At 57.8% G+C, this 23,058-nt stretch carries 22 protein-coding genes, 2 pseudogenes and 1 riboswitch; of the genes and pseudogenes, 13 read left to right on the top strand and 11 right to left on the bottom strand.

Annotated features, from left to right (window positions below):
* A partial coding sequence (locus Q0C48_RS11200) for a UvrD-helicase domain-containing protein (protein WP_291524368.1) occupies nucleotides 1-226 on the bottom strand: 226 nt, incomplete at its 3' end.
* Nucleotides 223-3,615 carry an exodeoxyribonuclease V subunit gamma gene (gene recC, locus Q0C48_RS11195; protein ID WP_291524367.1) on the bottom strand — a complete coding sequence of 1,131 codons (3,393 nt, stop codon included), beginning with the start codon at nucleotides 3,613-3,615 and terminating at the stop codon, nucleotides 223-225. The genes Q0C48_RS11200 and recC, both read right to left, overlap by 4 nt.
* 620 nt (nucleotides 3,616-4,235) lie before the next feature.
* On the opposite strand from recC, the gene Q0C48_RS11190 reads away from it, so the two are divergent.
* Nucleotides 4,236-5,102, top strand: a complete 867-nt coding sequence (locus tag Q0C48_RS11190; RefSeq protein ID WP_291524365.1) for a pirin family protein — start codon at nucleotides 4,236-4,238, stop codon at nucleotides 5,100-5,102.
* Nucleotides 5,103-5,121: 19 nt separating this feature from the next.
* On the opposite strand, the gene Q0C48_RS11185 is transcribed toward Q0C48_RS11190, so the two are convergent.
* A complete protein-coding gene (locus Q0C48_RS11185) occupies nucleotides 5,122-6,039 on the bottom strand; it encodes a lysophospholipid acyltransferase family protein (RefSeq protein ID WP_291524363.1) in 918 nt (305 codons plus the stop codon).
* Nucleotides 6,040-6,316: 277 nt separating this feature from the next.
* Here Q0C48_RS11185 and Q0C48_RS11180 point away from each other — a divergent pair, with 277 nt between their 5' ends.
* The 3 genes from Q0C48_RS11180 to Q0C48_RS11170 are packed head-to-tail and all read left to right on the top strand — an operon-like array spanning nucleotide 6,317 to nucleotide 7,226.
* Complete coding sequence (locus Q0C48_RS11180) at nucleotides 6,317-6,454, top strand: hypothetical protein (protein ID WP_291524361.1); 138 nt, start codon at nucleotides 6,317-6,319, stop codon at nucleotides 6,452-6,454.
* 44 nt (nucleotides 6,455-6,498) lie between these two features.
* Nucleotides 6,499-6,702, top strand: a complete 204-nt coding sequence (locus Q0C48_RS11175) for a hypothetical protein (protein ID WP_291524360.1) — start codon at nucleotides 6,499-6,501, stop codon at nucleotides 6,700-6,702.
* A 14-nt stretch (nucleotides 6,703-6,716) separates the two neighbouring features.
* The gene (locus Q0C48_RS11170; protein ID WP_291524358.1) at nucleotides 6,717-7,226 is read left to right on the top strand and encodes a trypsin-like peptidase domain-containing protein; all 510 of its coding nucleotides are present in this window, start codon (nucleotides 6,717-6,719) and stop codon (nucleotides 7,224-7,226) included.
* Nucleotides 7,227-7,274: 48 nt separating this feature from the next.
* Here the strand turns inward: Q0C48_RS11170 and Q0C48_RS11165 are convergent, their stop codons facing one another.
* From Q0C48_RS11165 to Q0C48_RS11145, 5 genes are all read right to left on the bottom strand, one after another.
* Nucleotides 7,275-8,534 carry a cyclopropane-fatty-acyl-phospholipid synthase family protein gene (locus Q0C48_RS11165; RefSeq protein ID WP_291524356.1) on the bottom strand — a complete coding sequence of 420 codons (1,260 nt, stop codon included), beginning with the start codon at nucleotides 8,532-8,534 and terminating at the stop codon, nucleotides 7,275-7,277.
* A gap of 118 nt (nucleotides 8,535-8,652) precedes the next feature.
* Nucleotides 8,653-8,970 (bottom strand): DUF190 domain-containing protein, encoded by a 318-nt coding sequence (locus Q0C48_RS11160; protein WP_291524354.1) that lies wholly within the window; start codon nucleotides 8,968-8,970, stop codon nucleotides 8,653-8,655.
* Nucleotides 8,971-8,980: 10 nt separating this feature from the next.
* Complete coding sequence (gene crcB / locus Q0C48_RS11155) at nucleotides 8,981-9,358, bottom strand: fluoride efflux transporter CrcB (RefSeq protein ID WP_291524352.1); 378 nt, start codon at nucleotides 9,356-9,358, stop codon at nucleotides 8,981-8,983.
* Nucleotides 9,359-9,447: 89 nt separating this feature from the next.
* Nucleotides 9,448-9,750 carry an NADH-quinone oxidoreductase subunit H gene (locus tag Q0C48_RS11150; protein WP_291524350.1) on the bottom strand — a complete coding sequence of 101 codons (303 nt, stop codon included), beginning with the start codon at nucleotides 9,748-9,750 and terminating at the stop codon, nucleotides 9,448-9,450.
* A 51-nt stretch (nucleotides 9,751-9,801) separates the two neighbouring features.
* A riboswitch (Fluoride riboswitch) is annotated at nucleotides 9,802-9,865 on the bottom strand.
* Nucleotides 9,866-9,872: 7 nt separating this feature from the next.
* Nucleotides 9,873-11,555: a glycosyltransferase family 39 protein gene (locus tag Q0C48_RS11145; protein WP_291524348.1), complete on the bottom strand. Its 1,683-nt coding sequence runs from the start codon at nucleotides 11,553-11,555 to the stop codon at nucleotides 9,873-9,875.
* A 429-nt stretch (nucleotides 11,556-11,984) separates the two neighbouring features.
* On the opposite strand from Q0C48_RS11145, the gene pgi reads away from it, so the two are divergent.
* Nucleotides 11,985-13,604 carry a glucose-6-phosphate isomerase gene (gene pgi, locus Q0C48_RS11140; RefSeq protein ID WP_291524345.1) on the top strand — a complete coding sequence of 540 codons (1,620 nt, stop codon included), beginning with the start codon at nucleotides 11,985-11,987 and terminating at the stop codon, nucleotides 13,602-13,604.
* Nucleotides 13,605-13,900: 296 nt separating this feature from the next.
* The gene (locus tag Q0C48_RS11135) at nucleotides 13,901-14,893 is read left to right on the top strand and encodes a D-alanyl-D-alanine carboxypeptidase family protein (protein WP_291524344.1); all 993 of its coding nucleotides are present in this window, start codon (nucleotides 13,901-13,903) and stop codon (nucleotides 14,891-14,893) included.
* A 75-nt stretch (nucleotides 14,894-14,968) separates the two neighbouring features.
* Here the strand turns inward: Q0C48_RS11135 and Q0C48_RS11130 are convergent, their stop codons facing one another.
* On the bottom strand, nucleotides 14,969-15,856 hold the full coding sequence (locus Q0C48_RS11130) for a LysR substrate-binding domain-containing protein (RefSeq protein ID WP_291524342.1): 888 nt from the start codon (nucleotides 15,854-15,856) through the stop codon (nucleotides 14,969-14,971).
* 122 nt (nucleotides 15,857-15,978) lie between these two features.
* On the opposite strand from Q0C48_RS11130, the gene Q0C48_RS11125 reads away from it, so the two are divergent.
* From Q0C48_RS11125 to Q0C48_RS11095, 7 genes and pseudogenes are all read left to right on the top strand, one after another.
* Entirely contained in the window at nucleotides 15,979-17,166 is a 1,188-nt protein-coding gene (locus Q0C48_RS11125) for a TDT family transporter (RefSeq protein WP_291524341.1), read from the top strand.
* Nucleotides 17,167-17,318: 152 nt separating this feature from the next.
* On the top strand, nucleotides 17,319-18,128 hold the full coding sequence (locus tag Q0C48_RS11120; RefSeq protein WP_291524340.1) for a transcriptional initiation protein Tat: 810 nt from the start codon (nucleotides 17,319-17,321) through the stop codon (nucleotides 18,126-18,128).
* A 22-nt stretch (nucleotides 18,129-18,150) separates the two neighbouring features.
* Nucleotides 18,151-19,164, top strand: coding sequence for a substrate-binding domain-containing protein (locus tag Q0C48_RS11115; protein WP_291524338.1), 1,014 nt, complete (start codon nucleotides 18,151-18,153; stop codon nucleotides 19,162-19,164).
* A gap of 22 nt (nucleotides 19,165-19,186) precedes the next feature.
* Nucleotides 19,187-19,963 carry a TQO small subunit DoxA domain-containing protein gene (locus tag Q0C48_RS11110; RefSeq protein WP_291524337.1) on the top strand — a complete coding sequence of 259 codons (777 nt, stop codon included), beginning with the start codon at nucleotides 19,187-19,189 and terminating at the stop codon, nucleotides 19,961-19,963.
* Nucleotides 19,964-20,022: 59 nt separating this feature from the next.
* Nucleotides 20,023-20,334 carry a hypothetical protein gene (locus Q0C48_RS11105; RefSeq protein WP_291524335.1) on the top strand — a complete coding sequence of 104 codons (312 nt, stop codon included), beginning with the start codon at nucleotides 20,023-20,025 and terminating at the stop codon, nucleotides 20,332-20,334.
* Between the two features lie 513 nt (nucleotides 20,335-20,847).
* Nucleotides 20,848-21,138, top strand: a complete 291-nt coding sequence (locus Q0C48_RS11100; RefSeq protein WP_291524333.1) for a hypothetical protein — start codon at nucleotides 20,848-20,850, stop codon at nucleotides 21,136-21,138.
* Nucleotides 21,135-21,980, top strand: a pseudogene (locus tag Q0C48_RS11095) (MFS transporter); the annotation flags it as partial. The gene Q0C48_RS11100 and the pseudogene Q0C48_RS11095, both read left to right, overlap by 4 nt.
* A gap of 199 nt (nucleotides 21,981-22,179) precedes the next feature.
* Here Q0C48_RS11095 and Q0C48_RS11090 read toward each other — a convergent pair.
* Both Q0C48_RS11090 and Q0C48_RS11085 read right to left on the bottom strand, forming a co-directional pair.
* Nucleotides 22,180-22,638 carry a LysR family substrate-binding domain-containing protein gene (locus tag Q0C48_RS11090; protein WP_291524331.1) on the bottom strand — a complete coding sequence of 153 codons (459 nt, stop codon included), beginning with the start codon at nucleotides 22,636-22,638 and terminating at the stop codon, nucleotides 22,180-22,182.
* A gap of 53 nt (nucleotides 22,639-22,691) precedes the next feature.
* Nucleotides 22,692-22,850: pseudogene (locus Q0C48_RS11085) on the bottom strand (LysR family transcriptional regulator); the annotation flags it as partial.
* Nucleotides 22,851-23,058 lie beyond the last annotated feature (208 nt).

Below are 23,058 nucleotides of genomic sequence, written 5' to 3'. Positions count from 1 at the left end.
CGCGAATACGCTCCTTGAGTTCCTGGGTGGCGGCACGGGTGAAGGTCATCACCAGGATATCTTCGGGCAGGAGGGCGTGTGCGAAGTGCTCACCCTCTGCGCCGTGTCCAAGGATCAGGCGCAGATAGAGGGCGGCGATGGTCCAGGTTTTGCCGGTACCGGCGCTGGCCTCGATGAGGCGGCTGCCGTGTAGGGGCAGGTGCAGGGGGTCGAGGATCGTGGTCATGGGTGCACCCGCCATTCCAGGGTTTCCAGCCAGTCGGCGAAGGGGCGGTAGAGGGCTGCAGCGTATTCTGCGAAACCGCGTCGTTGCGGCCCGGTTCGGGCGCTGCTGAGGGCGGCGAAGTCGGGATAATCGCGGAACAGACTGAGGTCTTTCTGGACTTCACCAGTCAGGCGGTCATTGCCGTCGTAAATCAGAGCCGGGTTTTTACCCTGCAGGCTGACGAGGGCGGTTTTGAGGGTAACCGGCAGGGATTGGCAGAGACCTTCCTGCCAGAGATCCAGCAGATCGTCCAGTGCGGCAATGGCGTCCAGTTGCAGCGGCGCGGCGCGGATAAGCACATCCCGGCCCACAAAAATGCCACCGCAGTGCAGGCCGATAGCGTTGGCGAGTAATTGCTGGAGCCAGAGGGTTGCGAGTTTATTCCCTTCGGGTTTTTTGCTGTCTTTATTCAGCAGGCGACTGGCGCGGAGCTGGACGAAGGCGAGGTCTCCCGCGTTGTTTTGGTGCAGGGTAGGTAACCAGTCCTCCAGCAATATCTGGCCGTGGGCATGGGTAATAGCCTGTCGTTGTGGCGCTGCGGTCCATTCCGCGCTGATCTCCTGCCAGGCGGTAAGGACGGGAGTGACGTCGTCGAGCAGTGCGGCCGCGGTTTTCGCCGCCATGCCCGCGAGGGGATACCGACCGCTGCGCTGCTGTGCCCGCACTTTTTCGGTAATGCCGTCAGGGCCGTTTTTTCCCGCGGCGCTGAGCAGGTCTTCGAGCAGGCGATAAGTTTCGAAACCGTCCAGGGTGAAGGGTTCGTCGTCCTCTTCTGCCAGATCTTCTTCGTTGAAGTCCGTGCGCAGGCGTTGCCGGTAAAAGGCGCGTGCAGGCAGGCGGAAAAACTCCATCAGTTCGCGGATGCTGCGGGGGGTGAGCTCGGCAGGGTCAGAAAGCGCGGTGTCTTCCGCGGCACTGTGCGGAGATGGATACCATTCGCGGGCCCAGGTGCGTAGTCCAGGTTTGCCGAGCAGATATTCCAGGCTGAAGGGCTGTAAGGGGTGCGCGAAAGTGCGCTTTTCCAGGGACAACGGCCAGCCATCGCGAATGGCATCCCGCAACTGTGCCACCAGCAGAGAGGGCGCCCTATCGTGGTTGTTGCGCTGATCCTTTCCGGCCCAACTGATATAAAGCTCCCTGCGGGCGGCGAGGAGGGCCTCCAGCATCAGATAGCGGTCGTCATCGCGGCGGGAGCGGTCGCCGGGGCGGGCCATTCCGGGCAAGGCCATGAGGTCAAAGTCTAGGCGGGGGCTGCGCCGAGGGTAATCGCCCTCGTTCATGCCGAGCAGGCAGACCAGCGGGTAGGGCACCGCGCGCATAGGCAGAAGGGTGCAAAAGGTGACACCGCCACCGAGAAAACTGCGCCCTAAATCCGGCGCATCCAGCATTTCCAGCCAGGCGCCGCGAAACACGGCGAGAGGAAGTGCTTCGTTAAAATCTGCCGCCGCGCAATCCGCCTGCCATTGGCGCAGGACCTCTTCCAGGTTTTGCAGGAGGGCTTCGTCGTCATCATCGCTAGCGCTGAAAAAGTCCGTGAGCAGGGTGCGAGCCGCTTCACCCCAGCGTTCCGGCATTAGAGGCCTAGCGAGAATGCCATGCCAGTGCTCCAGCTTCTCCAGCAATTGACTGAGAGGGCCGAGGAGCGCGGCGTCCAGCCCACCCACCTCGCCGTAGGCCTCGATCCCGGCGAAATGGCTGTCGTCGCCGTTGGCATAGCCGAGGCAGAGGCGTTGCAGGGAAAATTCACCACTGTTCTGGGGACCGCAATGGGGCATGCCCAGCGCGGCCCGTTGCTCTGCCGAGAGCCCCCAACGCCAGCCGGCGCCCGCCAGCCAGTGCTGCACGATGGGCAGGTCCTCCAGTTCCAGACCAAAGCGCTGGCGCAGGGCGGGGCAGTTGAGGAGATCGCGAATTTCGCTCTGCCGACAGCGTTGTTCGGGCAGGCGCAGCAGCCAGTCCAGGGCCTGGAGCAAGGGCTGCTCGTCGCGGGCCTGCAAGTCGACAATGTGGTAGGGAATGTAACGCCTATCCTCTCGGTCATACTGATCGAAAGTGGCGCGGATGAGGGGCGCAAAGCTGCCGATTTCCGGTACCATGACAATCACGTCGCGGGGCTGCAGCTTGCCGGTGGCAAAGCGGCCCAGCAGTTGATCGTGGAGAATCTGCACCTCGCGCAGGGCACTATGGGCGATGTGAAAGACCACGGAGTGATCGTTATCGTCCAGCGCTGTGCAGGTTTCCGGACTGATACCTTCCAGATCGCGGATTTGCACCTGCAACTGGCGCAGGAGGGTTTTGCCCTGACCTTCGCTGAAGAGATCGATACGCGGGATGTCCATCTGCTGCTGCAATGCTGCCGTTTCATCGAACTGGTCCAGCAGATTGAGAAAATCCCGGCCCTGACGGCCCCAGGCGGCGAGCAGGGGATTGCCGAACTGATGTAAGTCTTCTGCTGCGGTGGCGGAGAGATCGTGGCCGTTGCGCGGGGACTGGCGACGGCGTTCGCGCTTGAGCAATTCCCGTCCCGAGGCGATGTCGGCCCAGTGGTAGCGGCAGGGGTTGGGCACCGCAAGGATCACCTGCATCTGCTGGCCCAGTGCGGCCAGCGCGGTCAAGCTCTGTTCCGGCAGTGTGGCCGCCCCGAAGAGGATGACGCGGCGGGGCAACGATGTTGCAGGGGGGCGCCCGGCGTTCAGGGCGGCGAGGAACCGGTCATGCACCTGCGCCCGGCCCAGGGCCTGACCCTGTTCGCGGCTGTGCAGGTTCTGCCGTAACGCCTGCCAGAGCCGGGGTTGCCAGCGCTGGTCTGCGGGCAGAGTCACCCGCTCGCCATCGCCCCGCCGCAGCAGGGACTGGTCTGTGGCCCAGTCCGCCAGCCAGTCGCCACGATAGACCTGATACTGGTCGAAGAGATCGGCGATCTGCGCGGCCATTTGCCAGCGCCGCTCCAATGCGCCGTCCGGCCGCTGTGACTGGCCGATAAAATGCCGCAAGGGAGTGAAATCGGCATGGGACAGCAGTTCCGGCAAGAGCCGCATCAGTCGCCAGGTGAGGGGGGCCTTGTCCAGCGGCGAGCGGGCCGAGACGATGCTGGTGCCCAGCACCCGTCCATAGCTTTCCCAGAGAAAACGCCCCGGCAGAGCGACGCGCACCGCGGCACAGATGCCCTCATGGGCTGCCAGGGTCCATTGCAGCCATTCGGCAACGCCGTTGCTCTGGACGAGAAAGATTTCCTCTTCCAGTGGCCGAAGCGGGTGCTCGCGCAGCCATTCCAGAACGGCATCGCCGAGCCACTCCAGACGGTCGCCGTGGAGGACGATAAAGCCCGGTTCGATTTCCGGATGACTCATGCGGGGGTGGGTACCGAGCCGATGGCGTTGATGCAGCAGACACTTACCGCAATCAAAAGAGCGCTCCTGTTGCCGTCCCGAAAATAGTGATTAATGTTGCGTTCTCCCCCGCATGAGTCGTATCCAGCAGGCTATTGCCAGTAAGAAAGGCAGCGTAACCACTTTTATGAAGAGGGTCGCCACAGCCTGTCCGGGCACAAACAGGAATAGAGAAAACCAGAGGCCCAGCGCCAAGCCGATCGGCGTGATTCGGTACAGATCCTTTGACTGTTCGCGGGCATTTGCACGAAAGCAATCCAGTAAACATCTGCGCAGGCTCATTCCCGCTTCCTCCTACGACTTCGCTAAGGCTATACGACGCTTTGTCATGGAATACTCGCCACGCTTACCAACGTTGGTCTTGATGGTGGCATGGCTGAAGAATGACGGCCATTGCCTGCTCGTGAATGGCCGGGAGCCGCCGCGCTCAGGACACCGATGTCCCGGCGTACTCCAGCCCCACAAGCCCCCAATCCTGCCCGTGTTGCGAGTATATACCAGAAATCCGGTAACAAACCGTCCCACTCCTCAACCTATAGTATATTTGTGAGCTGGTTAAACCCTATATTCAGGAGATAGTCATGAAAAAAGTGCTGGGTGTTTATGATGCACCGCATTCCCACTGGGTGGGGGACGGTTTTCCGGTGCGCTCCATGTTTTCATATCACAGTCACGGCAAGGCGCTCAGCCCCTTCCTGCTGCTGGACTACGCCGGTCCCATGGCCTTTACGCCGACACAACAGCCGCGGGGGGTGGGGCAGCATCCGCATCGCGGCTTTGAGACGGTGACGATTGTGTATAAGGGAGAGGTGGCGCATCGCGACTCCACCGGGCAGGGTGGGGTTATTGGTCCCGGCGATGTGCAATGGATGACCGCCGGATCGGGGATTCTGCATGAAGAGTTCCACTCTCCGGCCTTCACGGCGGCGGGTGGCGAGCTGGAGATGGTGCAGCTCTGGGTCAATCTTCCAGCTAAAGACAAGATGACCGCGCCCGGTTATCAGGCCATTGTCGATCAGGATATTCCGGAGATTGTGCTGCCTGACGACACCGGAACGCTGCGGGTTATCGCCGGTGCGTATGCCGGACAGCGTGGTCCGGCCAGCACTTTCTCGCCGATGCACATATGGGACCTGCGCCTGAGGGCGGGCGGTGTGAGTACGTTATCCGTGCCCGATGGCTGGAGCACTGCGCTGATCGTGCTCCGGGGAACCGTGCTGGTGAATGCCGATACCGTAGTGCGTGCGGCGCAAATGCTGGTGCTGGACGCGGCAAGCCAGGAGTTTTCCATTGAAGCTAACAGCGATGCCAGCGTCCTGCTCTTGAGTGGTGAGCCGATTGACGAGCCCATCGTTGGCTACGGCCCCTTCGTGATGAATAGCGAGGGTGAAATCAAGCAGGCCATTGCGGATTTCAACAGCGGGCGCTTTGGCCAGATGACACCGTAGTGTCTATAATCTTGTGGGGTCAGTAAGGCCGTTTGCGCGGTGCGGGCTGGTCCTTGAAACGGCGATGCACCCACCAATATTGCTCAGGTGCTTTGCGAATGGCGGTTTCCATGCAGGCATTCATGAGGGTTGCATCGGCCACTGCATCGCCGCTGGGGAAAGTGTCGGGCAGCGGTACAAATTCAATTCTGAACCCCGACCCTTGCGGCAGACGATAGGCAAACATGCCGAAAACCGGCACCCGGTCACGCGCTGCCAGCCGCCCCAGCACGGGGGTTGTGCAAGCCGGATACGCAAAAAATGGCGCAAACACACCTTCTCGGGGATCGACATTCTGGTCGGTCAGGATGCCGATGACTTCTTTTTTCTTGAGGAGGCGGCACAAGGGGCGAATACCTCGTTCTTTGTTGAGCTGACGGGCCCCGCTGCGCTCTCGGCTGTGCCGCATCAGAGCATCCATGCCCGGATTTCGCAATGCCCGATACATGCCGGTAATCGGCCAACGCTGGCCGGTATAAAGCACCGCCGCCTCCCAGGGACCCAAATGCGCGGTAAACAGGATGACCCCACGGTCCAGGGCGAGGGCGTGATCAACAGCCTCCGCGCCCTCCACCTCCCGCACCATCCCCAGCGTCTTCGGCAAGGGCCGCGCCCAGATCGGCCCCAGTTCCAACGCTGTGCGCCCCAGTTCACGAAAATTACGCCGACGCAACTGCTGACGGCCGGCTAATGACCAGTCAGGAAAGGCAATCTCCAGATTGATGTCTACCACCCGGCGTATCTTGGGGAGTCCCGCCATGACGATCAGCCCCAACCAGCCACCACAGCGTGAACGCCATGTGTCCGGCCATAGTGCGGTCCACTGCAATAACCACTTTACTGCGAAAGTGCCCAGTCGTTGCCCTCGCGTTCCTGCATCATCCTGCATCTTGGTCATGGGGCGCGTTTCCAGCACAACGTCGTAGTCACTTTTGGTTCATTCTGGCAACCTGTTTATGGAGAGCGGTAGACGCGACGCCACCTAATGGGGGTGGCAAGAGTCGCCAGGAAGCATAGGCGAAAGCAGCGCAAAACAAAAGCTTGAGACTGCGTAGTCCCCCAGGTTGGATCACCGGTCAGCAATGCGGCATACTCATCAGACGCGTCATCAGCTATCTGGGAAAACCTGGCCCAGTGATCAACGTACATTTAGCCCGCAGAGAGGTGCCTTGGCCATGATTCGTCTGCGTCTCTCCCTGGCGTTGAGTTATGAAGTGAATGCACCGGGAAGTGACTTCATTTTTAACATCCATGCCGCGCACACGAACCGGCAGAAGTGGTCGATGAGTCGCTGGTGGTCAATCACAACGTGACCGCTGACGGTAGAGACTGATCCGACGACGGGCAAGGGATCCCCATGATTGAATCCCTGCTCTTAACCATGGCCCGCGTGTCGACGTTTGATAATGACCGGTTGCTCACCCGCGCCAGTGGTTTCTTTTTCGCACGAGACAAGCGACTATTTTTCGTCACTAGCAGGCATGTAGTGACTGACAAACCCAGCAAACACTTCCCGAACCGTATTGAAATTGAACTCCATACACCGATGCCGAGAATTTAACCCGCGCAACCGTGTTGTCGGTTTATCTTTACCGCGATGGCAAAAGTCTCTGGCGCCAGGGCAAAGATAGCGGAGGAGAAATTGATGTTGCAGTGATTGAGATTGATCGCAGTGATTTACCGGAGTCGGTAGTGATCCAGTGCTTTACACCGGCGCATTTGCAAAGCGCATTTCAAGAAATTGAAGTAGGTAGTTTGTTGCTGGTGGTGGGCTTTCCGCTGGGCTTTCATGACACGCTCCATCATCTGCCAGTGGTACGGCAGGCAGTCATTGCCTCTTCCTTCGGCCTGCGCTTTCAGGGGCAAGGATATTTTCTTACGGACGCGCGGACGCACCGTGGCAGCAGCGGCGCGCCTGTGGTGCTGCGCTGTGCTGAGGGCGACCAGATCTTGCCGTGGAAGCTGCTGGGCGTGCATTCCGCGCGTATCGATATGGGGGGGCGAGACGCGGAAGTGGATGAGTCGCTGGGCCTCAATTGCGCCTGGTACGCCGATATCCTTCTGACGCTAACGGCTGCGTCATGAAGAGGTAACTGCGCGGCTACCGGGGGTCCGTTTGTCCAAGGGCGCTGTTTACAAATCCCCCCAATCGGGCTCGGCCAGGCGGAAGCTATCCTCCTGATGCTGGTAACGCCGTTCCCAGGGCCGTGGCGTCAGCTCGGCACCGCCCTGTTTGACGGCCAGCACCTGGTGCAGGGCCGACCAGTTGCGCCAAAAGGCATAGGCGCAGCCCGCCATGTAGATTGCCCAGATGCGATAGCGCTTGTCACCCACCATGGCGATGGCTTCGTCCTTGTGTGCTTCCAGGCGTTGTACCCAATGGATGAGGGTTTGGGCGTAGTGGGGGCGGAGGTTTTCCACATCCAGGACTTCCAGATCCTGCCCCGCCATTTCCCATACCAGACGCCACAAATGCGGGATTTCGCCGTCGGGGAAGACGTACTTATCCATGAAATCGCTGCCGGAATGATGCCCGTCTTCGTCATCCTGCTGGCTGGCGGTGATGCCATGATTCATCACCCAGCCACCTTCCCTGAGCACCCGGTTGATGACGCCAAAATATTCTCCAAGCTTGGTGCGGCCGACGTGCTCGAGCATCCCTACCGAAGAGACCTTATCGAAATAATCCCGTTCGGGAATGTCGCGGTAATCCTGTAGGCGAATTTCCACGCGGTTCGCCAGGCCCTCGCGTTCTATGCGTTCCTTGGCGTAGGCAAACTGCTGCTCGCTAAGGGTGACCCCCACGCCCTGAATCCCGTAATGTGTTGCGGCCCAGCTCAGCAGGCCACCCCAGCCGCAGCCGATATCGAGAAGTTTTTCACCGGGCTGCAGATGGAGTTTGCGGCAGATATGATCCAGCTTCTGCTCCTGCGCGGTGTCGATATCTTCTACGCCGGTCTTGAAGTAGCCGCAGGAGTAGACCATGTTGCGGTCCAGCCAGAGCTTGTAAAAGTCATTGGAAACATCGTAGTGGTAGTGAATCGCTTCGGCATCCCGGGATTTACTATGGGCGGCCTGATATTTGCGGAAAATGCCGCCTCTGGGCTTTTTGGCGGGGAAGGCGTCGCTCAGCCCTTCCGCCACCGCGAGAATATCCTGATAGCGACCATCGATGCCGATGGTGCCCTCCACATACCCTTCGCCGAGCACGTCCAGGGCACTGCCCATGAGCATGCGCGAGATGAGTTTGGCGGAGCTGATGCGCATGGTGACGCGGATCTCCTGGTTGAAAGCGTATTCATGGCCATCCCAGAAGAGTATGCGCAGAAACAGCGGTTTTCCGTTGAGACCCTTTTTGACGTGGTCCAAAAAGTTGGTGCGTAGATCTTTCACGTTGCGACTCCTGTTCTCTCAAAATGAATGGCAGAAATACCCAGTCATAAGCGCGAACACCTGCCCTCTGTGAAGTATAGAACACCCTCGGCTATTCAAACGTCTGCATAATGATGCTTCATTCGCAACCGCAATCGGCTTCCCAGCGCAGAATGTGACCCGGTGGCACCAATTCCCGCAGGTGCGGCATCACCGCATCCACGGTCTCCGGTTCGTCAAAAAATTCCAGTACCAGCGGCAAATGCACATTGAGGCGCAGAACATCGTCGGCATGCACTTCCCCATTGCTGCCAAAGCCCGCGATACCACGAAAAGCGGTGACACCAAGCACTTTGTGCTGATCATGGAGCATGCGGAAAATCTCCTCCATGAGATTGTGGCCGCCATGCTTGTCGCCTTCCTTAATATAAACGCGTACTACGGATACGGTCGTCATGATGCACCTCTCAGATACTGCGGGAAACCCAGGCCCCGGCAAAAGCGGCACCGACGCAAAGAAACAGCGATGTAAACATATACAGCAGGCCCTTGACGGCCTCGCCATTTTCAAAAAGCACCAAGGTTTCGAGGGAGAATGTTGAAAAAGTGGTGTAAGCGCCCAGGCCACCGGTGAGCATGCCCGTGCGCAATTCCGGACTCACAGAAATACGTTCCAAGGTCTCAAAAAAAAGAAAACCCATGACAAAACAACCAAGCACATTGATGCTCAGGGTGGCCCAGGGGAAGCCGCGGCCGAATACCGTCTGCACCAGCAGGGTCTGTCCATAACGCACCCAGGCGCCGAGGACGGCAAACAGGGCAATGAAGCCGAAAGTGGCGAACATCTTTACCCCCTCATATTAAAAAAACACGGGCAAAAATAACAAGTAACAATATCCGGATATAAGCATTGAGCGGGCTGGATGCTGGAGGTCTATACCAGCAAGGCGATAGCTTCCTCCGAGGGCTGGTCGGTCACGATGGCCAATATCGGAATCAGCATCGGCACGATGAGCATGGCGGTAAAGGCCACCACCGGCGCCCAGAAAAACACCCAGGACGCAGATTCCGGTATCAGCAGGGTTTTGTGGAAGAGTTTCCAGAGATCCCGATAGGGCTGGAATATGGACCGCCCCTGTCCGCGCTCTTCCGTGGTGACAACGAAGCCGTGCAAGAGCGGTGATAACCATATCACCGTCAAGACCTGTCCACACTGCAGGACGATATCGTCGAGCATGCCTTCCCCTTTATATGGTTTCCAACTCCCCACCGCCCGATCTTGCGATCAGGATCAGTAGCAGTCATTAGCCTATAAAGGCGGTTATTGGGCGGACTCCATCGCCACATATTTTGCTTATGTTAGTAAGGCGCGATGGCATGGTCAAGATTTTTCGTGCGCGGGCTAATCTGCAACAAGGCGATGTTTTCGTGGTTATAGATCTCATAGCGCAGCATGATGGTCTGCTGCTGGTATGCTGCGGGCACGGCGGCACGGACTGCGGCAACGGCGTTTTCCGGGCAGACGAGATAAAGCGGTTCTGGACCGAGTACCGCTGGCAACTCCGCCAGCGCCTGCAGATGGTGAATGGGCATGTTGCCACGCCCGGCATAGAACAGAAAATTCGGCTGAAACCATTGCCAGGAAGCCAGCCGATAAGGTTGTTGGCCTTGCAGGGCGGCAATACGTTGTCCCATCTCCCGGGAGGGCTTCACCCCATTAAAGGGCGGGATAATGACAAAGACCAGTAGTGCTGTTAGTGCTACGCCGCCGATGCCCAGCGTTACCCACGCCTGTGCCCAGCGCTGGTGCCAGAGCAGGGCGCCAGCAATACCCGCGGCCAGCAGATAAGGCACGCCGATCTCCACCATGTTCGGCAGACGCGGCTCCACCCGCGGTACAATCCAGCCGGCAAAAATACTCAGTGCCAGCCCGATCAGGAACAACACTCCGAGTGAAAGGACTAATCCCCAGCGCGCGGGGCGGCTGGCACCCGCCCGGACTTTCTCGAAATAAGCGGCCAGCAGAATGAAGAGTGGCGGATAGGCCTCCCAGACATAATTGGGGAGCTTGGTCGCAGACAGGGTGAAAAAGCCGATCCACGCCGTCCCCCAAACCAGCAGAAACAGCGTCTTCGGTTGCCGGTGCAAAAAATGCTGTCGCGAGGCCCAGATGTCGCGGAAAGTTTGCGGCAAAAAAATCGACCAGGGCAGCATTCCGAGAAAGGTGCTGAGCAGATAATAGACCCAAGGCCCGCGATGCCCCTGCATGCTGTCACTGAAGCGGCCGATGTTTTGCTTAAAGATAAAAGCGCGATCCCAGGCCCAGTGGGTTTCGACACCGACGGCAAGATACCAGGGCAGGGTAATGATCAGAAAAATCGGTACCCCCAAAGCCAATCGGCCTTCCCGCCAGAGAAAAGACAGATCCCTACGTAGCAGCAAAAACAAGACGATAATCAGTCCAGGCAGTAGGAACCCGATGGGGCCTTTATCCAGTGTGGCGAAAGCCATGGCGGCATAGGCAATAAGTAATTCGCGGTTGCGTATGTCCGGGAACAGATAAGCGCGCAGGTAACTCAGCAGGGCAATCGTTACGGTCAGGATCAGCAATGGATCGGGGGTGGCGCCTCGGAAAATCACGGTGCTGTGCAGTGCCGTGGCGGTCAGCAGGCCGCTGATCAGGGCGATATTCTCACCGTACAGGCGTCGCAAGGCCATGATCAGATATAGGATTAACAAGGCGCCAACCACGGCGGAGCCAATCCGCAACCCCCACGAATTCATCCCCAGCATTTTGACGCCGGTCCACATCAGCCAGTAGTTCAGCGCTGGTTTGTCGGGCATCAGTCGCGCGTTGAACGTGGGGACGACCAGGTTGTGCTGTGCAATCTGGTCTTTCAGCGATTGCGCGTAAATGGGTTCATCAATATCCCAAAGACTGGTATTGCCTGTGCCCCAACTGAAGAACAGCACGGCCAGCAGAAAAACGGCGAATGCCTTCAACCCAAAAAATCGGTCGGTCGCACTATTCCGGGAGAACATGGGCAGCTCCCGGCGGGTTTATACGGGCATTAGGCGGTGACTCGGCAGACCAGGATGGGTCATAGCGTGAAACCATAGGCAAAAAGGCAGCAATCAAGGCGAATAAGGGTTCCAGAGCATCTGCGACAGGCAGTATAAGCCGTTCAGCCTGATTTTCAAAAATGGGCGACTTTGCTAAGTACCACGAATCTTATCAACCAAGATATCAGCAGCACAGGATATTATAACAAAATAACGGGCCGTGACGGCGTTGAAAAATCAGGGCAAGTCCGGGGTGCAAAAGGTTTGCGCGTGACGAAGCCGTTGCCTGAACCGCTTTGTTACATGATTTTCTGGTGCCGCTTTTGCCCTTGCAGCGAAGACTCGCCTTGCCTACTCTTGGGTCAGTACCTTTCCGCGTCCGTCCCGCTCTGCGCAAGGAGTTTTGCCGTGTCCGCACCCCTGAACACATCATCTGCCTGGCATGAGTTACAGCAGCATCGGCAAAGTTGGGAGGGGGTGACCTTGCGGCAACTCTTTCATGACGACCCGCAGCGCGCCCGACACTTCTCCGCCGAGGCTTGTGGTCTTTATCTGGATTATTCCAAACAACTCGTCAACCCGGAGACCCTGCGTTTGCTGATGGCCCTGGCGCGGGCGCGGCATCTGGAAGAACGCCGTGCGGCGATGTTCGCGGGCGAACTGATCAATCACACGGAGGGGCGGGCGGCTTTCCATGCGGCCCTGCGCGCGCCCAAAGGCAGTGTCATGCGCACGGCGGGGGTGGATGTGGTGCCGGAAGTCCATAGGGTACTGGAACACATGGCCGCCTTCACCCGATCCATCCACGATGGCACTTGGCGGGGAGCGACCGGTCAGCCTATTCGCAAGATCGTCAATATCGGCATTGGCGGCTCCTACCTGGGGCCGGAAATGGCTTGGAAGGCCTTGCGCGCGCACCGTCACCCCGGTATGGAACTGCGTTTTGTCGCCAATGTGGATGGCGCGACTTTTACCGACGTTACGGCGAATCTGGACCCCGCCGAAACCTTGTTCATCGTCTCTTCCAAAACCTTCACCACCCTGGAGACCATGACCAACGCCCAGCAAGCACGCCATTGGGTTACCTCGGCCTTGGGCGATGCGGCGGTGGCCAGGCATTTTGTCGCGGTCTCTACCAATGCCGAGGCAGTCACGGCCTTTGGGATGGACATCGAGCACATGTTCGGTTTCTGGGACTGGGTCGGGGGTCGGTATTCCATGGATTCGGCTATCGGTCTGTCCACTATGCTGGGCGTGGGGGTTGAGCATTTCACCGCCTTGCTGGCGGGTTTTCATGCCATGGATAAGCACTTTCAGGCGGCGCCCCTGGAGCAGAACCTGCCGGTGCTCATGGGTCTGCTGGCGCTCTGGTATAACAATTTCTGGGATGCGCAGACCCTGGCCATATTGCCCTATGCCCACGATCTGGCGCGTTTCCCGGCTTATCTCCAGCAACTGCAGATGGAAAGCAACGGCAAGAGCGTGGATGAGGACGGTCACCCGGTTGCCGTTGATACGGGCACTGTTATTTGGGGCGAGCCCGGCACTGATGGGCAGCATTCGTTCTATCAATTGATCCATCAGGGTACGCGGCTGATTCCCTGCGATTTCATCGGTTTTTGTCAGCCGCTCAGCCCTTTGGCCGAGCAGCATGAGTTGCTGATGGCTAACCTCATCGCCCAGGCCGAGGCGCTGGCTTTTGGCAAGACGGCGGAGGAATTGCGTGCCGAAGGGATCGCCGAGGCGCAGGTACCTTTCCGCGTTTTCCCCGGCAACCGGCCCAGCAGTGTTCTTCTGGGCGACCGCCTCGACCCCCATACTCTGGGGGCATTGGTGGCGCTCTATGAGCACAGCGTCTTTACCCAGGGTATTATCTGGGGTATCGATTCCTTTGATCAGTGGGGCGTGGAGTTGGGTAAGGTGTTGGCGCAGCGGATTGTGGCGGAACTGCAGGGTGCGGCCAGTCATCCCCACGATGCCTCGACTACCGCTTTGCTGCAGCGCTATTTGCAACGCCGGAGCGCTTAGTCCCGCTGTGGGGGCGGTACGCCCGGCTGATGGAGGTAACCGCACCGATTGGGAACTTTCCCTGCGGGTGGATTTCCAACAGGGTATTCTTCGCCGGATAAAGAGCCGCTCGACACGATGAAATCGCCCAAAGTTCTGGCCCTCGTGGCTACGATTGCATGGGGGAGCGCCAACGCGGTCACCCCGAATTTACCCCCATTACCAACACTGCCCCCGCCACCACCCATGCCGGCGCCGCAACTGACGGGCGTACAGGGCGCGGTCCTCCTGGATGTGAATAGAGTGGTCAGGTACTGATGGCGGAGAACGCCGAAAAACCCCTCAACCCCTCCGGGCTAGTCAAGTTAATGACGGTCTACGTAATGTATCAGGCGGAAAAGCAGGGGCTGGTGCAACCGCGGCAGCAGGTTCATGTCTCCGACGAGGCCTGGCATGCGCAGGGTTCGCGCATGTTTATTCAACCCCGTCTGCCGGTGACCATGGCGCAACTGGAGAGTGGTCTGTTGATTGATGGCGGGAATGACGCGGCTATTGCCATCACTCAAACAGTGGCCGGCAGTGTCGGTGGTTTCGTCGATCTGATGAATCACGATGCGGCGGCGATGGGCCTGCAACGCACCCACTTTACCAACCCCGACGGCTTGCCCCAGCCGGGCCAGACCAGTACAGCGCTGGATATTGCCCGTCTCTCGGAACGCTTGATCCAGGCGTATCCGCAGGTATTACAGGTGGCGGGGAAGGCCTCTTACACTTACAACCATATCATCCAGTACAACTACAATCCGCTCGCCGGTCAGGATAACATCAATGGCCTGGGCGTCGGCCTGGCGGCAAAGAACAGTTGGAATCTGGACGCCAGCGCGACCCGCGACGGACGCACCCTGGTGGCCGTCGTGCTGGGCGCGCCCTCGCGCAGTGCGGCGGGCAGTGACGCGAGCGCGTTGCTGCACTACGGCCGGGATGGCTGGCGGGATCGCCCGCTGTATGCGGCCGGGCAGGTAGTCGCGCAACTCCGCCATGACGACTGGAGCCCGGAAGTGGTGCAGGGGGTGACTACCCGCGCCGTGGTGGTGTCAGCGCCCAAGCAGCAACAGGGTGTCAGGCTGCACACGCGGTTTGTTCCTCAGGCTAATCTCAAGGCGCCCATTGGCGCCGGTGAACCCATTGGTACGCTGTCTGTTAGCTGGCACGGCCATCTCCTGCAGACCATCCCCGTTGTTGCCAAGGCCGCTGTGCAACCCGCCGGATGGTTTACCCGTCTGTTACATGAGGGAGAATCATGGCTCTGAGGCCAAGGCTATCGGGCGCGTTCATGCCCTTGGGTAGAATCCGTGCCGTGGGTTTATCCAGTTTTCAGCCCGTCGTTACATTTTATCCCGCAGCAGCGCCAGGAACACCCTGGCGCTGTGGCTGGGCGTGCGTCGGTGCAGCACCGAGAGCTTGTGACGGATGACGGGTGTAGTGGCCAGTGTCGCAAGACACGGTTGCTGGCCCGCATCATTGAGTGCGGAGACAAAGCTGACGCCCAGTCCGCAGCGCACCGCATCCCGAATGGCCGCCAGGCCGCTTAGTTCATAGCGAATATCCGGATAAAACCCCTCCGCTTTCAGTGCCCGCAAGGCATGTTCGCGGATGCCGGACCCTTCTTCCCGCCATACCAGAGATTCTTCCGCGAGCGCTCCTAAAGGCACCGGCTTCTGCTCCTGCAACCAGCGATGCCCGGCAGGCACGAGCAGGACGATTTCGGTTTCCACCAGCGTCTCTTGCAGCCAGTCGCTAACGCCAGCGAGCGGCACATCATCTTCCACAAAAATCAGATCGGCCTGATCGCGCATTTCTTTGGCCGCGCGGCTATTAGTGGTGATCAGGCGCACCGAGACGGCCGGATACAGGCGCCGGAAGCTGGCGATGGCGCGGGGGAGCAGGGTTTCGGCATTACTGTGGCTGGCGATGAGGGCCAGGGAGCCGCGTAGCAGTCCTTCCGTATCCGTGCACAGGGCGCGCGCATCCTCCAGCGCGGCCTCGATTTGCTCCGCAATGCGGAGCAGGGACAAGCCCATGGGCGTGGGGGCGATCCCATGCCGGGCGCGGCGATACAGCGGTTCTCCCACCAGTTCCCGCAATTGTTTCAGACGATGGGAGACGGCGGGCTGGGTCATGAACAGTGCGTCTGCCGCCACATGGAGATTGCCACTGCGCGCGGCCTGTGCCCAGACTAGCAAAAGGGCGGGGTCTATGCGTCCCGAAGCCATGGGATTCTCTCCATTAAGAAATTACTGTGGTTTATTTCTCATATTAGAAAATAGCATTGGAGTGTTATTCTGCTCAAGTCTATGCTTTATGACAACCGGAACGCTACAGCGAGAAGTCGGCTATGAACCTGTTTGCAGATGCACCCAAAAGTGATCCCTGGGAAATTATCCGCCACTTCACGCCCAACTGGTTCGCCGCCAACATGGGTACTGGCATTCTGGCGCTCATGCTCGCCGAATTTCCCTACGGGCATTGGGAGCAAAAGCTGCTGGGGCAAGGCCTGTGGAGCATTAACGTCTTCTTTTTCGTGATCTTCGCCCTGCTTTTTCTGGGGAGAGCGTTTTTCTATCCAGATAGTTTTCGGCGCTTACTTCATCACCCCATTCAGTCCTTATTTATTGGCGCCATCCCTATGGGTTTTGCCACCATTGTTAACGGCATGATCATCATCTGGCCGGTCAGTGCAAGCTCCGTAGCAATTACGGAAGTGATGTGGTGGGTGGATGTGGCCTTGGCTGTAATTTCGGTGCTGCTGGTACCCTTTTTCATGTTCACTGCGCACGAACACAGCATTGAGCAGATGACCGCCGCCTGGCTATTACCCATTGTTCCGCCGGAAGTGACGGCAGCCAGTGGTGGCTTGCTGGCACAGCATCTGGCACCTGCCGCCGGTGCGGCGGTGATTTATGTCAGTTATGTGTTGTGGTCCATCTCCGTGCTGCTCTCCATGGGTATTTTGGCGATTCTGTTTTTGCGCCTCGCCCTGCACAAGCTGCCGCACCGGGATATGGCCGTATCGGCATGGTTGCCGCTGGGACCTCTGGGCACCGGTGCCATGGCGATGATTACCCTTGGTGTTGCCGATCAGCACGTTTTTTCCGGGACCGCTTTGACGGGGATGGCACAATTCGGCGCAATGGCGGGTCTTTTCGTGGCCGTGCTGCTTTGGGGATTTGGTCTGTGGTGGATGCTCATGGCGGCTTTTTTTACCCTGCGTTATCTGGGTGAAGGCTTGCCCTTCAATATGGGCTGGTGGGGGTTCACTTTTCCCTTGGGCGTCTTTAACGCCGCTACCTATCTGCTCGCCAGAGAAACGCATTTTGGGGTTTTCCTGCCTCTGGGCGCGGCTTTTACGGTCATGCTCAGCATTTTCTGGATTATCGTGACCCAGCGTAGTGTTGCGGGGATGTGGAGTGGGCGTTTATTTCGCGCTCCCTGTTTGTCCGCGGAAACCGGCTTGCCGGATTCCTCCTGCGCCGAGGCAGCGCATCAAGAGAACTCAGGTCTTATGGAGTCTTTGCGCAAGTAATCGTGCTGGTGGGGCGTGTTCATTATTCGGCTATCCGAATCTAAAGAGGAGAATGGTCGTGAATAAAACACATAGAGCCACTACCTACAGCAGGCTATGACCGGAAGTCCCGTTCAAAAGAAGTACCAATCACCCACAAGGAGAGTCATGCAATGATCAAACGCACAAACAATACCCTCACCCGGCGCGATGCCATGAAGCGTGCCCTCATCGGCGCAGGCGCCGTAGCCTCCGTCGGCCACAACACCAGCGCCATGGCTGCCGGGATGGGCGGAGATCCAGCCAACCTGCTACCCAGTGGAGCCAGCACCCTGCAGGACTTGAGCGACCGTTTGGCCAAAGCGCCGCGGCGGCGGGATTTCAAGACGGTGCCCATGATACTGACGAGCCCGGATCAGTGGGATGACGTAGCCCTTACCGAGATTCTTCGTTATGCGCCAAAATCGAAGCAGGTCTGGGATAACACCGCGTTAGAAAGCCCGTGGCTCAACCTGATGCGCAACGCAATGAATGCTCAGATATGGTCCTTCAAGCACCCCGATTTCCTTACCGTATCGGCCACCCATGGCACAGCCCATTTGGCCCTGTATGACAACTACATCTGGAACAAGTATCTATCTACCTTCACCAAAGGGAAATGGGCGAGCAACATCTGGCTGAAACAGCCCCCGGCATCCACCGCCAATCCGGCCGATTTCAATGATGTAGAAGGCGTCTACTCACCCCACGACAACAGCATCATAGTCCTGCAACGGCGCGGCGCCGTTTTCCTCGCCTGCCACAACGAGGTCTGGGAACTCACCATGGCCTTGCACAACAAAGGTATCAACCCGGACAAGCTCAGCCACGAGGAAATGGCGGCCGAGTTCACCAATCACCTCATCCCTGGTGTGGTACTCACGCCGGGAATCGTGGGCACTTTGCCGGAGTTAGAGCAAGCCGGATTCCATTACACCAAATAACACCGCACATCAGGAGCATGTTATGAAAAAAGATCATGTCATTATGAGGACGATTCTCGCAGCATCCATGGCAGCCGCCTTCGCCGGAATGGGCCTTGCCCAGGCCTCCGACATCGGATGGGGCGGCAAGGCTGAAGCCCCACGTTACCAATCGGACGTGTTTCCGCCTTGGCAGCATGGTGAAAATAACCCGGCCGTAAACAAGGGCCTCGATTTCACCGTCCCCGAAATTGACGACCTGCCTGACTTCCACGGCAGCATCGACAACCCGCAACTGACCATTTTCGTCGGCGGAAATTACTACTTCGCCATGGCGCCCCTGGTTCATGCCTTCGAGAAGCAATACCCCGAACTGAAAGGCAAAATCTACTATGAGACACTTCCCCCCGGCATCCTGATCCAGCAGATGGAGCATGGCAACACCATCACCATCGGCAACATGACCTGGACGGTCAAACCCGATGTCTATGCGGCCGGCCTCAAGAAAGTGAACCAATTCATTCAAAAAGGATTGTTGCAAGGTCCTGCAGTGCCCTACGTGACCAACGATCTGACCATCATGATCCCCAAGGGAAATCCGGCCCACATCGAAAATCTGCAAGATCTGGGCAAGCCCGGCGTGCGCTTGTCCATGCCTAATCCGGCTTGGGAAGGCGTGGCACGGCAGATCAAAATGTCGCTCACCAAAGCGGGTGGGCCACAATTGGCCAACATGGTCTATAACACCAAAGTCAAAAATGGCGAAACTATCCTGACCCACATCCACCATCGGCAAACGCCGCTTTTCCTCATGCAGGGACTGGCGGATGCGGGTGTAACCTGGAAATCCGAAGCCATTTTCCAAGAGCAGGCGGGGCACCCCATCAGCCATATCTCCATACCGGCCAAGGACAACACCACCGCCATTTACGCGTCAGCCGTCGTGAAAGGTGCGCCACACCCCAAGTGGGCGCAGGACTGGGTGAATTTCCTGAAGTCACCGAAAGCGCTTGAAATCTTTGAACACTACGGGTTCAAACCTTATCAGGCGAAGTAAGTCCTTTAGGAGGAGCATGCTCATGTCGACAACCTTATCTGACAAAAGCCCGGTTTTAGGGGCTGATCGCGGGTGGCGCATAGCCGCTATCGCCCTGTTGGCGATCCGCTTTGTTCAGGGTTGGATTTATTGGGGCGGTGGAACCCGTCGCTTCATCGCTATGGGCGTTGCACTCTTTCTGGCCGGCAGCGGCGCCTATTCCATGGATAATTGGTTACTCGCCCGCAAGCCGAGCCGCGCCAACAGCACGCTTTTTCGCTGGTTTGGCGGTAGCCTGCCGCTACCCTTGCGCGATGAGGCCTTCAAAAATCTGGCTTTGGGCCTGTTTCTGATCGTGCTGGCCTTCGTTGTTGGAAGCTATAGCTATTATCGCGGTTCGGTCATCACGCCCTTCCACGGAGGGCCAGTCAGTCCGGCCAAGCACCACTGGCAAATCAAGGATGCTCAGTTGAGCGCCGATGGTGGTGTGCGCTTCCATGCCTACGTGGATGCCGGTGTCGCTGCCGAGCCTTCCAATGCGCTGGTGATACGTCTACTGGAGGCAAAGAGCGGAAAGGTAGTCGAACAATGGTTGGGTAAAGATCTCGCCCAGCTTCCGAAAAGCGCATTCCACAACGACTTTCCCTATCAACAACTGCATGTGGGGAAATTCGGCATCGTAGGGCCGGTGGGCGCTTCGGCTACCATTAGCCTGCCGGGCTCGATAAACGCTGGCGTAACATTGGCTCCAGGAAATTATCTGCTGGAGATCACCTCGGTTAACAACCACGTTTGGAAGCAGTCCGTAACCTACCCGTAACTTTAATTAACCAGCTCATCAACCAGCTGGTTAATTTACTTACTTAAAAGAGGTTTTATATGGTAAAAACTGTCGTGGCTGTCTTGATGGTGTTGCCGTGGGTTGCCCATGCGGAATCCATCCAGCAGTTCCTCGAGGCAACTATCGTCACCGGAATCATTCGTTCCTATTATTTCAACAAACTGTACGGTGATTCGGCATTACCCGACAAATATGCCTATTCCCTGGGCGGCATGATCAAGGCCCAGACCGTGCCTCTCTATGGCGTCATTGCGGGGTGGCACTTTACACCGCCAACAGTCTTGGCACCAATGATGTCGACATGCCGGGATATACCCATATCGATGCTCTGCCGTGGGCGGAAAAGATAGCCTGAATGTGCTGGGGCAGGCCTATTTGCAATATCAGAATCCGTGGTTACGGATGCGGGTCGGTGATCAGTTGATTAACACCCCGTGGATGAATACATCGGATATCTTCATGATTTCCAGCACATTTCATGCGGTTACGGCGCAAGTCACACCCTATGCCGGACAATATGAAGGGCACCCTGGCTTTTGGCGTGAAGGCCCATTGGCAGTCTTTAAATTCTGCGGCCTGGTTTTATCAGTTCTATGCTGGTTATCACGGAATCTTCATTTGTGACCGGCTAATGTTGCAATATCTCTTTTCGTGATGGTCATGCGGCTGGCCGCTTATAGTTAAGAAATATAGAAGCAGAGTCGCTGCCCTATGGTTTCAGCGCTTCGGGGAGTTTACGCTTCGTCCCCTGACACTCACAGAAACTGACCGGAGAAGAACATGAAGCTCGATAGTCTTGACCATCTTGTGCTCACCGTGAAGAACATAGAGCGAGCATCGCTTTCTACGTAGAAGTGTTAGGGATGAAAGCGCTGACCTTCGGGCCGGGACGTAAAGCCTTGGCATTCGCCAGCCAGAAAATCAATCTGCATGCACAGGAGTGTGAATTTGCGCCTAAGGCGTTGCAACCTACGCCTGGTTCTGCAGATCTGTGTTTTACCACCGCCGTGCCGTTATCTGACGTGCTCGCCCATATGGCGTCCCACGGCGGAACGGTCATTGAAGGGCCGATACAACGTACCGGTGCTACCGGATATCTCCGTGATCCCGACGGGAATCTCATCGAGATAGCTAATCGCGTATCGACGACATGAATCTCGTCCATTCACATCACGCCGCGCCATCATCAGACACTCTGCCCGATAGCGCCATTCATCACGGAACGACCGTGTCCCGAAGGACGAATCTGGCCCTGTTCGCAGCGGGATTCGCCACGTTCAGTATGCTCTATTGCGTGCAACCACTGATGCCCGTGTTCAGCAAAGAGTATGGGGTCAGTGCGGCGGGTAGCGCACTGTCGCTGTCCCTGACGACGGGAGTGTTGGCGGTGGCCATGCTGTTTGCGGGCAATCTGTCGGATCGCTGGGGCAGGAAACCGGTCATGGTGTTTTCCCTGTTTTTGTCAGTGCTGCTGGTGCTGTGCACCGGATTTGTGCCGAACTGGTACGGGTTTTTTGCCTTGCGGGCTTTGCTGGGCCTGACCTTGAGCGGTTTGTCGGCGGTCGCCATGACCTATATCAATGAAGAAATGCATACGGAGTCTGTCGGACTGGGTATGGGGCTGTATATTAGTGGTAGTGCTGTGGGCGGCATGTCCGGGCGGCTGATTGCGGGTGTGCTGGCGAATTATTGGGGCTGGCGCGTGGGTATTGGCGCCATTGGCGTGACAGGCTTGTGTGCCAGCGTGATAGTCCTGCGTTTGTTGCCAGCATCTCGCCATTTTGTACCGCGCGCCTTAAGCTGGCAGCGCAGCCTCGGCCATGTCTCCAAGATATTCAAAGACCCCGGATTACCTTGGCTATTTGCCGAGGGATTTTTTCTGATGGGCATGTTTGTGACGGTCTACAATTATCTGGGGTATCGCCTGATGGCGGCGCCCTATGATTTCGTTGCGCTCACTTGCGGATTTTTCGGGGGGCACTCTATCGCGAGCAGTTGGGTCGGACGGCGCACCCATATCGCCAAGGCGCGGGCCGCGTCACTCTATCTGTTTTTACTATATCGGCTCCGCTATTGTCGGAGCGAGTGGCGGCTTGCTCTATACAGCCTGGGGACAGAATGGAGTGGCCGTGTTGGTGGGCATCATGGCGCTCAGCGGTTTGACGATCGCGTGGAAATTGCGCGGGTTAGTGCCGTTAGCGGCCGCGAACTGGGTTCGGTTGCGTCCGGGTGGTTTTCAGCAGCCGTACCAGTTTCCCGACTAATGGCGAGTGTTCTGTGCGATGATAAACCACATGAATTTCTGACACTGCGGCAGAGGTGTCCAGTGGCATATAACGCACGTTTTCTACGCGAAAATGTTCACAGGAGGCTGGCAGTATGGACACCCCCAGCCCTGCGGCTACCAGTCCGGTAATGGTCGATGCTTCATGTGCTTCCTGCACAATGTGCGGTGAAAATCCGGCATCATGGCAAAGCGCATAAATCTGCTCCTGAATTCCCGAGTGCGCCGATTGCGCGAAGAGGATAAAGGGTTCCCGGGCGAGTGTCGCCGTGGGCAATCCTGCGCCATCGGTTAGGCACTGGAGGACCGGGTGGTTCGCCGGTAATACCGCTACCAGCGGGTCGAGATAAAGGTGTCGCGATTCCAGCATATCCGGTAACCGGTGAATGCGAGCGCCATCCCCGGCCCGGTCAGGGCAACGCGCCGGTTACTGCGAATAAACAGGCGTGCACCGAGCATCTCTTCCAGAAGATGAATCTGCTGACTGAGAGGAGGCTGCGAGATACCGAGCCGTTCTGCCGCGCGGCTGAAGTGCAGTTCTTCGGCGACGGCGACGAAATAGCGTAGATGGCGTAATTCCATGTTCATGAAACCCTTTGGGGTCACCTCCGGCTGTATGCTGGAGGCAGGCAGTGCATAGTAACCGATAATTGCACCATCATCAGCCGTGCTCACAAAGACCTTAGTGCTACCGCCACGGTGGCTGCGCCAGCCATAGGTCGCTGCAACGCTCTATAGGGCATTTCGAATAACAAAAATTTCACGACTTGAGAATGGAATATTCCCCTTT

The sequence above is a fragment of the Acidithiobacillus sp. genome (genome assembly GCF_023255755.1).
Lineage (GTDB): Bacteria > Pseudomonadota > Gammaproteobacteria > Acidithiobacillales > Acidithiobacillaceae > Acidithiobacillus.
The sequence above is the reverse complement of the archived record's forward strand: the minus strand, read 5'-3'. Positions and strand labels throughout refer to the sequence as shown.